This window comes from Evansella sp. AB-P1 (assembly GCF_029688925.1).
In the GTDB taxonomy this organism is placed as follows: domain Bacteria; phylum Bacillota; class Bacilli; order Bacillales; family Salisediminibacteriaceae; genus Evansella.
Genome location: NZ_JARUKY010000002.1, coordinates 275038 through 286732, shown reverse-complemented (window position 1 = coordinate 286732; position 11695 = coordinate 275038). Strand labels below are relative to the sequence as shown.

The following is an 11695-nucleotide window of genomic DNA, read 5'->3' as shown; positions in this document are numbered from 1 at the left end:
TAAACAAAGGAAAAATTAATATATTATTATAGTGCATGTTCAAAAAGGAGAATAAAAATAGCCGAGTCGGCTAAAGTCACAACGTCCTGTTACAACGCCGACACTAGCACGTCCTGTGCGTCGAAAGATCAAGGTGGCGTAGCTTTGAGTACCGCAGTGTATGCTTTTAATACGTGTGGAACGGAAAAGCAAGCCAACGCAGAGACTCGACAGATATTTTTCCTGGATTTTTTGAACATCCTCTTATAAATAATCCAGAATCAATGTGATAAAGAACTAATAAATAAAAATAGCCTGACAAAAAGATTTGCCAGGCTAATGCTTACCCTATTCTAAGAAATCCTTTAAACGTTTGCTTCGACTAGGATGTCTTAACTTACGTAATGCTTTTGCTTCAATTTGACGAATACGTTCACGTGTTACACCGAAGACTTTACCCACTTCTTCTAACGTTCGTGTACGTCCGTCATCTAAACCAAATCGTAAACGGAGTACATTTTCTTCACGATCTGTTAACGTATCTAGGACGTCCTCAAGTTGTTCTTTTAATAATTCATAAGCTGCTGCATCTGACGGAGCTAACGCTTCTTGGTCTTCAATAAAATCACCAAGATGTGAATCATCTTCTTCACCAATTGGTGTTTCTAATGAAACAGGCTCTTGAGCTATTTTTAAAATTTCTCTTACTTTCTCAGGTGTTAAATCCATCTCTTTTGAAACCTCTTCTGGAGATGGTTCACGACCTAAGTCTTGTAGAAGCTGTCGTTGTACTCTAATGAGCTTATTAATCGTTTCAACCATATGAACCGGGATACGGATTGTTCTTGCTTGGTCAGCAATTGCTCGTGTAATTGCTTGACGAATCCACCAAGTTGCATACGTACTAAACTTATACCCTTTATTATAATCAAACTTTTCAACAGCCTTAATTAGCCCCATGTTACCTTCTTGAATGAGATCTAAAAACAACATACCACGACCAACATACCTTTTAGCAATACTTACAACTAAACGAAGGTTTGCTTCTGCTAAACGTCGTTTTGCTTCCTCATCTCCATTTTCAATTTTCTTTGCTAAATCAATTTCTTCCGCTGCTGACAGTAATGGTACACGTCCAATTTCTTTTAAATACATACGTACCGGATCGTTTATTTTAATTCCAGGTGGAACACTTAAATCATTTAAATCAAATTCCTCTTCTTTTTCTACTTGAGGTAAGCTAGGAACCCCTTCATTTTCATTTAAAATTTCGACTCCCTGTTCTCCTAAGTACTCAAAAAATTCATCCATCTGATCTGAATCTTGATCAAAAACTGCAAGGCGCTCTGTTATCTCTGAATACGATAGTACCCCCCGTTTCTTACCCAGTTCAACTAATTGCTCCTTAACTTGATCGATGGACAAATCCCCTTCCGCCATCGGGCGCAACGGTTTCTCAGCCATACGACCCCTCCTTCCTATAATTCAAGAAAACTTCTACATCCTCTGTATTATGCTTTTTTTAATTCCTGCTGTATCTTAATAATTTTCATTCCGATTTCAGCAGCTTCTTTGTAGTTTTTTTCTTCTTCTGCTTTTTTTCGTTCTAATTTAAGGTTTTCAATTTCTAACTTTTTTGGATATTTACTTATACATGTAATATAATCGTCCATCTCTTGCTCAGACAAATCTTCACTTATCGTCATCATCGCAAGTTCTGTCGCTATACGGCGCAAATTATCATCCTCTAATCGTTCAATAAACGAAGATGGATTTGGTTCAAAACCTTCACTGTAATAGCTGTAAAGGTGAGCAGCAAGAGCTTGATGCTCATCTATATTAAATGTTGCTCCCACTCGTTGTTGAACCTGTGTAGCAACATTATCATTTTGTAGCATGTACGCTAGCAATAACCTCTCTGCATTTTCATGTGCAGGCAATAACTTTTTTTGCTGTTTTAATTTCACACTATTCTGAACCGCAGCTTTTATTTCACGTTGCTCTTTTTTGATATCGGTCTTAGATATTTGTATTTGTTCTTGCTTTAATGCTTCCAAAGACAAAGAAAATTCTTCTGCTAATTGTCTTAAATAGTGATCACGTTCCACTATTCTTTTTAACTTGCTTATTTCCTTTAAAATCTGGTAAATATACTCCATCCGTTGACCTTCATCTTGAAGATTCTTACCATGCCTTAAAAATTGATATTTAAAGGCCATCAACGTTAAGCTTTGACCAATCACATCTTGATTAAAACTTTCCGATCCATTTTTTTGAATAAAATCATCTGGATCCATTCCTTCTGGGAGCCTCGCTACTCTTACAGAAACCTCTTTTTCTTCTAGTAGTTGTGCATTTTTTAACGTAGCATTTTGTCCAGCAGTATCTGAGTCATAGCAAAGTATCACTTGGTCAGCATTTCGACTTAGCATCTTTATTTGCCCTTCTGTTAATGCAGTACCTAGTGTTGCTACTCCGTTTTCTATACCCGCACGCCATGCAGAAATAACATCCACATAACCTTCAAAGAGAACCGCTTCTCTCTTTTTCCGCATTGCAGGTCTTGCTTGATGAAAATTATATAGAATCTCACTTTTATTAAAAACAGCAGATTCTGGACTGTTTAAGTATTTTGGTTGACCGTCCTTTAATATTCTGCCTCCAAAAGCAATGATATTACCTTGCTTATCCCATATAGGAAACATAATACGATCACGATAACGATCAAAGGCTTTATTATCAAATTCTCTTTCAGCTAACAGACCACACGAAACCATTTCTTTCACGGGAAATTTTCTTTTTTCCAAAAAGGAAGTAAGAAAGTCCCAAGAGTTCGGTGCATAACCTATTTGAAATTTATCAATAATTTCTTTTGTGAACCCTCTTTTTCGTAAATATTCTCTGCCCTCACGACCTTCATCAGTTGTAGTCAGTACATGGTGATAAAGTTTTGCAGCAAGTGTATGTCCGTCAAACCAATATTTTAATGATTTATTCTCGTTTAAAGAATTATTTACTTTTTCATCTATTTCAGGCAAAGTAATATTTACTCTAGAAGCAACCTTACTTACAGATTCGATAAATGAAAGCCCTTCAGACTCCATTAAAAATGAATATACATTACCTCCTGCACCACACCCAAAGCAATGATAAAGTTGCTTTTCTGGTGAAACGGAAAAGGAAGGCGTTTTTTCACCGTGAAAAGGGCAAAGGCCTATTAAATTTCTACCTTGCTTTTTCAATTGAACATATTCAGTAATTACGTCTACAATGTCAACAGATTTTCTAATCTCTTCTATTTTTTCTTCAGGAATACGGGAACTCATCCCAATACCAACCTTCTTTCCACATAACATAAAAGGGTGGCTTATAATATTTCGCCCTCTCCGTCAAAATTCCTGCAAATTTGACAAAAAATTTTCTAACTGCTCTGTAAAAAGAAGTCGATCTTGATCTGTTAGTTTCTTTGGACCTTTTGTTTTACCACCAGATCGACGCTTTTTTGCTGATTGATACCTTGAATCTAATAAGTAATCAATTTCCTGAGCAGTTATCCATTTTCCCCTTGAGGTTAAAACTTGAACCCCCTTTGCTAATAATAAGCTTGTTAATCCGAGATCCTCTGTTACTGCCATGTCATACTTTGAAATTTCATTGGCAATTTTCAAATCAACTGCCTCTTTATCTTGATCCACAAAAATGTGCTTTACGAAAGATGGAAAGCTTTCTTTTCTTACGTGCGCATATGAAGAAACAAAGATAACTGGCACATCATACTTTTTTGCTAGTAATACAATTTCATTTACCACCGGACACGCATCGCCATCGACAAATAATTTACTATTTTTCTTTCCCATATTTCTGTATTCTACATCCTTTTCGAGATTCCTTCTTTCTGTATTTTTCTATTCAGAATTTATCCCATTTACTATCTTTACCAAAAATCTGAGAAAAAGTCTTGACATTTACAATTTATTTGTTCTTTTATTGTTTATGCCCATTTTTTATAAATAAATTATGAAATCACAATATTTCATTATAAAGCAACCTTTAGATTTTTGCTAGAACTTTTCTCTATTCTCTTATTTATTAATTTTATTTTCCTTTATTCATACTTTTTTTATTACATTGAATGAATTTCATAAATGAAAACTTGTTGAAAAAGACGAACATTATTTTCGATTGGAGAGGAAGACGTGGACTCTAGTTATGAGCATTTGCTTCACGAATAAGCTTCGAGTTGTCTCGAAGCTTATAACAACAGAGCAATACAAGTAGAGGCAGAGACAGGACCAAGTGCTTTAGCTGTATACAAAATGTCTAGTGTGGAGATTGAAGCCGTGCCCGGAGCTAGGATGTCGACATTACGCCGTTGTCCACAGGACGGGAGCTGCCCTTAGGTGTAATTTACACGTCTGAAGCGGAGATCGAATTAAATATAAGCTTTTTGTATGTTGTCAAATTGCGAAATAAAAAAAGTATATGAAAGAGAACTTTTCCCTTACATATACTTTTAAATAGGTAATGTATGAAGTTATTTACTTTTTTGATATAAGTGATAGATAATGTTAGCTGTTTCTTCTACTGCTTTATGAGAGACATCAATCACTTTACATCCTATTTTCTCCATTATTTTATTTGAATAATCCAACTCTGATTGAATCCTGTTTACATTAGCATAATTTGCTTCTTCTTTTAATCCTAATGCTCTCAATCGTTCTGTACGTATTGTATTCAGCTTTTCCGGACTTATTGTTAATCCAATGACTTTATTACTTGGTATCTCAAATATTTCTGATGGAGGATCTACCTCAGGGACTAACGGTATATTGGCAACCTTTAAACGTTTATGTGCTAAATATTGGGATAATGGCGTTTTAGAAGTTCTTGAAACTCCAATTAGAACAACATCTGCACGTAACACCCCTCTTGGATCACGTCCGTCATCGTATTTTACAGCAAATTCAATTGCTTCCACTTTCCGAAAATAATCTTCATCCAACGTGTGCATCACACCAGGTTCATTTCTTGGCGTCTTATTAAAACGTGACTCCAGTAAATGCATCATTGGACTTAAGATATCATATACAGGAATATTTGCTTTGTATGCTTCTTTTTCCAATTTTTCTTTAATTTCAGGTACAACTAGTGTAAATGCAATTAAACCATTAGTCTCTTTTGCTTGATCGATTACCTCATTAACAGTACCAATATCTTCCACATAAGGTATACGTCTAATTTCAATATTGGAGCCATTAAACTGACTAGCTGCTGCTTTTACAACTAACTCTGCAGTTTCTCCAACTGAATCGGAGACGACATATACAACTGGATGGTTATTCATCAAAAATTCTTCTCCTCCCCACGATAAACGAATTTAAGTAAAGACACCTTTCGAGAAAAATCCTTATACTTATTTTTCAAAAAATTTCTTCGGTACCTATCACAACGAATGCTCTTGTAATATTCGTCTTAGTAATCCTACCAACTACTTCTAGCTTTAAATTTTCACCATCTGTTACTTCACGTACAACAGGCAAAGCATCTATTTGCTTATTGATTAATTGCTTAGCCACTTCAATAAGAAGATCATTTTGATTACATGCTGTTATATTAGGCATTCTCGTCATAATAATACTCACAGGTACTGATTCTAAGTCCTGCTTCCCCATACTAGCTCGTAGTAAATCCTTTCGAGATAAAACACCTACTAAATGAGAATTTTCGTTTACTACAAAAAGCGTACCAACATCCTCAAGAAACATCGTTACAATCGCATCATAAACAGATGCAGATTCGTTTACTACTACTGGAACCGATTGAAAATCCTTTACTGTGAACTTCTTTATTTTTTCTGAAAACAACTGTGAGCCTGTTTTACCTGTATAAAAATACCCTACTCTTGGTCTAGCATCTAAGAATCCAGCCATAGTTAATATAGCTAAATCTGGCCTTAGAGTCGCACGTGTTAAGGAAAGTTTATCTGCAATCTGTTCACCTGTAATTGGCCCGTTATCCTTTACAATTTGTAAAATATGTTCTTGTCTATTGTTTAATTCGATGATTCTCACCGCCCTCTTCTCACAGGGAAATGTGATACGATAGTTTCGTTTTATTATAACCGAAATAGTGTTTCTTGAAAATCGTCAATATTACTCTCCTGAGTGAAAGACGATCGATTGGAAGTCAGCAAAAGTCGTAATTAATGAGGCTGTATCTCTCATATGATTTAGACGATTATTTTTAATTGCTGCATCGTCAGCCATTACCATAATATTATCGAAATACTGATGAATGAATGGTTCTAATCTTCTTAACTCATTATACGCTTCTTCAATGCTTCCTTCACCCAACAATGACCTAACCTTTGAAGCAACATCCTCTTTAATCTCAAGCAAAGCAATTTCTTCTTTTTCTTTTAATAAACCTTTATCAAATTCCCCATTCTGGGATGCTTTTTTCGAAATATTTGTAACACGACTGAAGGCTTCAACAACCTGTTTAAATTCTGGTTTTTTCAATTGACTATTTAAGAAATTAGCTTTTTTCACTAATGTATGAACCTGACCAATGTCATCATTTTTCAAAACAGCCTCAACAACATCGTAACGAATTCCTTGTTCTTGTAAAAGGTTTTTTAACCTTAACATTATGAAATCTATAAGGTCGTCCCTCACAGCTTCCTTGTCACGTTTAAGTAATCCCCTTTTTTCAGCTACTGTTAATCCTTCATCAAAACATTGTAGAAGATCGATTGTCCAAGACTTTCCATTAAAAATTTGTAAAACACCTGCTGTTTGTCGTCTTAATCCATGTGGATCTTGCGAACCAGTTGGAACTAAACCAATACCGAAACTTGTTACTACTGTATCAATTTTATCGGAGACACTTACGATGGAACCATTTGTAGTAGTCGGGATGCTGTCACCAGATTGCTTCGGTAGGTAATGCTCATATATCCCTTTTGAGACATCCTTGTCTTCACCAGACTTTAAAGCATACTCTTCTCCCATACGCCCTTCTAATTCAGGAAATTCTCCTACCATTAGCGTTACCAGGTCCGCTTTACTCAATTGTGCTGTCCGATCAACTTTTTTTAATTCATCAGTGCTTTGATTTAAAGATTTACCAATAGTAGCTGCAAGGTCTTTTATTCTTCGCACCTTATCTCCAATAGATCCTAGCTCTTCATGGTAAACAATAGACTCTAATCTTTTTAATTGATTTTCTAATGGTGTTTTTAAATCTTCCTTATAGAAAAATTCAGCATCAGCTAAACGTGCTCTTAAAACCTTTTCATTTCCTTTTTGAACATTTTCTAAATGACGATGATCCCCATTACGGATAGTAATAAAATGTGGAAGTAGCTTTCCTTCTTTATTTTTTACTGGAAAGTATCGTTGGTGCTCTCTCATAGATGTTACTAACACATCTTCAGGAATTCCTAAAAATCTTTCGTCAAAGCTCCCAAAAAGGGCTGTTGGATATTCTACTAAATTATTTACTTCTTCTAACAAATCTTCATCTATTGGGATACTCCAGCCTTCATTTTCAGCCATTGCCTTAATTTGAGATTCAATTCCTTTTTTCCGTTCAACAGGATCTACTATAACAAATTGCTCTAATAGAGTAGTCAAATACTCTTGAGCATGTTCAACGACCACATTTTCTCCGAGGAATCTATGTCCTTCAGATTTATTGTCTGCTTGTACATCTGTTATTTCAAAAGGAACAACAACATCATCAAACAACGAAATGATCCATTTTATCGGTCTTACGTAACGAAGTTGGTAAGAGCCCCATTTCATGTTTTTGGGAAATTGTAGGTTCTGAACCACTTCTTTTAAGTCCGTTAATAGTGAGACAGTATCTTGCCCCTTCGTATATTTTTTTACAAAGACGTATTCCTCACCTTTTACTTCTTTAAAATATAATTGATCAACAGAAACTCCTTGACCACGTGAGAACCCTTCTGCTGCTTGTGACCAGTTTCCATCTTTGTCTTGTGCGATTTTTTTTGAAGGTCCTTTTGCTTCTTCTTCCATATCTGCTTGTTTTTCATCTAAACCCTCAATTATGATCGCTAACCGTCGCGGTGTTGAATAACGCTTTATCTCATTACAGTTTAAAGAATTTTCCTTCAGCCATTTTTCAACCTTCTCCGCCAATTGGTTCATGGAATTCGTTACAAAACGAGCAGGCATCTCTTCTAGCCCAATTTCTAATAAATATGTCCCCTTACTCATTTTCTCCATCTCCTTCCATCTTCTTTAGCATAGGGAATCCTAACCCTTCTCTAATTTCAAAATACTGCTTTGCGCATTGTCGTGCTAGGTTTCGAACACGACCAATATAGCCAGTACGTTCTGTTACTGAAATTGCTCCTTGAGCATCCAAAAGGTTAAAAGTATGAGAACATTTTAATACGTAGTCATAGGCAGGGATAACTAATCCTTCTTCTAATGTTCTAATAGCTTCTTGTTCATACGTTGAGAATAAATTAAAGAGCATGTTGCTATCTGCTACTTCAAATGAATACTTTGATTGTTCATATTCATTTTGTAGAAATACATCTCCGTATGTAAACCCGTTTACCCATTCTAAATCAAATACATTTTCCTTATCCTGAATATAAGAAGCGAGTCTTTCTAACCCGTAAGTTATTTCAACGGCTACAGGATTAGCATCTAAGCCACCAACCTGTTGAAAATATGTAAACTGAGTTATCTCCATACCATCCAGCCATACTTCCCAACCTAAGCCCCATGCAGCTAACGTAGGAGCTTCCCAATTATCTTCTACAAAACGAATATCATGTTCTTGTGGGTTTATCCCTAATTCTTTCAAGCTTTCTAAATATAACTCCTGGATGTTGTCTGGGGAAGGCTTCATGATTACTTGGAACTGATGGTGTTGATATAGACGATTTGGATTTTCACCATACCTACCATCTGCTGGTCTGCGTGAAGGCTCCACATATGCCACATTCCACGGCTCTGGTCCTATACTTCTTAAGAAAGTCATGGGATTCATAGTCCCAGCACCTTTTTCTACATCATAGGCTTGTAAAACTAAACAATTTTGTTTTGCCCAAAATCGTTGTAACGTCAAAATCATATCTTGCAGATTCATTTTTATCCCTCCATTAAATTTGGTACTTTCTCATGCAATATTCACATAGTTTGTAGAAACTAACTTTTGAATTTTTTATACAACTCCCCTTCTTTGGATATAAAAAACAAATAAAAAAATCTCATCACACTATGTCAGAAATTTGACATAGGGACGAGATTACCCGCGGTTCCACCCTATTTGCTTATATCTAGTAATAACATTAAATATAAGCCACTTTAAAAAATATGCTCCAGAACGCCTTCCTTAATATCTGTATCCCTAGCTTCCACTGTCCTAGGTTCGCTGTGTTTATCTACTTATACAGAGAGATTAAGTACTACTTTCCATCAATGCATCATGTTTAATTAATTCAAATCTTACTCAAAAAAAAACATCATGTCAACTTCATTTAATATAAATGATCAATTTGATCAAGAAATCGTTTTGACTTTAAACGAACGCCAACAAATTCATCATAGTAATGATGTAGTATGTCTTTTAATTGCCGCTTCGTATCATCTTTTACGTTAATGTTTCCAATTCGATTTATATCAATTTGTTGAAATAAACGTAATAATTTTATAACACTGTCTTGTATATTGATATGGTTTGAATCCTCATATTTACATTGATTACACAAAAGACCCGAATGCCGCATTGAAAATACGAAAGGGTACTCAGGATTTCCGCATAACATACAGTGTCGCAACTGAAGTGATACACCCGCTACTTCAAGCATTTTAGTTTCAAATATACGAGTCAAAATATCTGGGTCTATTCCTTCATTAAGGAATACTAGAGTTTGATAAACTAATTCGAATAAATAAGGATTACGTTCATTATCTTCAGTAAGACGATCCAATAATTCCACAATATATGCTCCATGAGCAGTTAGCTTAAGGTCACTTCGAATATTTTTAAAGGAATCAATAAGGTCTGCTTGATTTAATGTACCAATTCCTGAAGATCGTTGGTATACAAAAATACTGTAAATAAAAATTTGGGCACTGGACGCAAATCGACTTTTAGGCCGTTTTGCTCCACGTGCCATTAACGCAACTTTTCCACTTTCCCTTGTAAAAATAGTTACAATCTTATTTGTTTCACCGTAATCATTCGTTCGAATGACCAATCCTTCAACTTTGTGTAGCATCAATTTCACCACCAATTAGTATGGCGGCAGTAAGAGGTCGATTAATGCATAGGAGGTTCTAACTCTTCTGACTCAAATTCCCGTTCTTTCTCTCTCACAAAGGCTCCATCACGTTCACATTCCTTAAACAACAAATAGGAGTCAATATTGCCTGTCATCGAGAAGACTTTCCACGTTAAGTCGATCATGAGTATATCCACCTTTCAAGCATGACTTTATTTACCTCATGTAATAATAGCTTGACCTCAAATGCCTTAAACATGTTATATAATTTTTGACAATTAATTCGGCTAGATAATATTGGTATAAATAAAGTGACAACGATTGATTGATCTTACTTTTGCTAAAAAATCATTGTTTATATTACCAAGATAATTAAATTCCTTCTTAAGGATATAATAGACTTTTTTTTACAAAAAAACAATGGGCCTCCTTGTACTTATCATAATTTTTAAAACATTCCATAAGGTACAAACTATGATAAAAACACCTCTATTTCCATTGTTTCTACAGTGCATGACTTATTTTTTAAAAATTCTATACTGCCCTAATTTTAATATTCATCCTGTCGATAACCAAAATCCTTTAAATATCTATCCTTATTACGCCAATCTTTTTCTACCTTCACCCATAATTCTAGAAAAACCTTTGATCCTAACATTTTTTCAATATCTTCCCTAGCCTTTTGACCGATCTCCTTTAACATTTTGCCTTGCTTACCGATTATAATTCCTTTTTGTGAGCTTCGTTCTACAATAATTACTGCACCTACATAGATTGTATTTTCATTTCGTCTCTCTATTTGCTCTATATCAACCGCAATAGAATGAGGAACTTCCTCATGAGTCAAATGTAAAGCTTTTTCTCGAATCATTTCTGACATTAAAAATCTTTCAGGGTGATCCGTTACTTGATCTGCAGGATAATATTGAGGTCCTTCCTCTAAGTATCGATACACTTGATCAAGTAGGGTAGAAATATTATTCCCCTTTAATGCGGAAATAGGGATTATCTCTGTAAAGTCAAAACGACTACGATAATCATCTATTATAAGAAATAGATCATCTGGATGGACTTCATCAATTTTATTCACTACTAAAAAGACTGGTGTTTCTAGGTTTTTAAGCTTGTCCATAATAAATTCATCGCCTCTTCCTCTTCCTTCTTTCGCATCAACGAGAAAAAGAACGACGTCTACTTCACGTAAAGTCGTTTGTGCGATTTTGGTCATAAAATCGCCAAGTCGGTGCTTTGGCTTATGTATTCCAGGAGTATCTATAAAAACTATTTGTCCCCTATCTTCCGTATACACACCTTGAATACGATTTCGTGTTGTCTGAGGCTTATCACTCATTATGGCAATTTTTTGACCTAGCATTTCATTTAAAAGAGTTGATTTACCTACATTTGGTCGTCCAATCAAAGCTACAAATCCTGATTTTTTCATGC

Annotated in this window: 10 protein-coding genes; all 10 read right to left on the bottom strand. The window is 35.2% G+C overall.

Translation table 11 applies throughout. The features are described 5' to 3' along the window. Positions 1 to 327: 327 nt before the first annotated feature. The 10 genes from rpoD to era all read right to left on the bottom strand — a co-directional run bounded on the left by rpoD (position 328) and on the right by era (position 11693). Positions 328 to 1443 carry an RNA polymerase sigma factor RpoD gene (rpoD, locus tag QA612_RS03595; RefSeq protein ID WP_278282384.1) on the bottom strand — a complete coding sequence of 372 codons (1116 nt, stop codon included), beginning with the start codon at positions 1441 to 1443 and terminating at the stop codon, positions 328 to 330. Between the two features lie 47 nt (positions 1444 to 1490). Continuing rightward, positions 1491 to 3305 (bottom strand): DNA primase, encoded by a 1815-nt coding sequence (gene dnaG, locus QA612_RS03590; RefSeq protein ID WP_278282383.1) that lies wholly within the window; start codon positions 3303 to 3305, stop codon positions 1491 to 1493. Between the two features lie 63 nt (positions 3306 to 3368). Then, positions 3369 to 3836: a YaiI/YqxD family protein gene (locus QA612_RS03585; protein ID WP_278282382.1), complete on the bottom strand. Its 468-nt coding sequence runs from the start codon at positions 3834 to 3836 to the stop codon at positions 3369 to 3371. Positions 3837 to 4513: 677 nt separating this feature from the next. Further along, positions 4514 to 5323, bottom strand: a complete 810-nt coding sequence (locus QA612_RS03580) for a pyruvate, water dikinase regulatory protein (protein ID WP_278282408.1) — start codon at positions 5321 to 5323, stop codon at positions 4514 to 4516. Positions 5324 to 5399: 76 nt separating this feature from the next. Next, positions 5400 to 6050, bottom strand: a complete 651-nt coding sequence (gene ccpN / locus QA612_RS03575) for a transcriptional regulator CcpN (RefSeq protein WP_278282381.1) — start codon at positions 6048 to 6050, stop codon at positions 5400 to 5402. Between the two features lie 81 nt (positions 6051 to 6131). Further along, positions 6132 to 8225 carry a glycine--tRNA ligase subunit beta gene (gene glyS, locus QA612_RS03570; protein WP_278282380.1) on the bottom strand — a complete coding sequence of 698 codons (2094 nt, stop codon included), beginning with the start codon at positions 8223 to 8225 and terminating at the stop codon, positions 6132 to 6134. Further along, entirely contained in the window at positions 8218 to 9111 is an 894-nt protein-coding gene (gene glyQ / locus QA612_RS03565; protein ID WP_278282379.1) for a glycine--tRNA ligase subunit alpha, read from the bottom strand. The genes glyS and glyQ overlap by 8 nt, the downstream gene beginning before the upstream one ends. Before the next feature lie 391 nt (positions 9112 to 9502). Beyond that, complete coding sequence (gene recO, locus QA612_RS03560) at positions 9503 to 10246, bottom strand: DNA repair protein RecO (RefSeq protein ID WP_278282378.1); 744 nt, start codon at positions 10244 to 10246, stop codon at positions 9503 to 9505. 41 nt (positions 10247 to 10287) lie between these two features. Then, positions 10288 to 10434, bottom strand: coding sequence for a YqzL family protein (locus tag QA612_RS03555; RefSeq protein ID WP_278282377.1), 147 nt, complete (start codon positions 10432 to 10434; stop codon positions 10288 to 10290). Between the two features lie 365 nt (positions 10435 to 10799). Next, positions 10800 to 11693: a GTPase Era gene (gene era, locus QA612_RS03550; RefSeq protein WP_278282376.1), complete on the bottom strand. Its 894-nt coding sequence runs from the start codon at positions 11691 to 11693 to the stop codon at positions 10800 to 10802. Positions 11694 to 11695 lie beyond the last annotated feature (2 nt).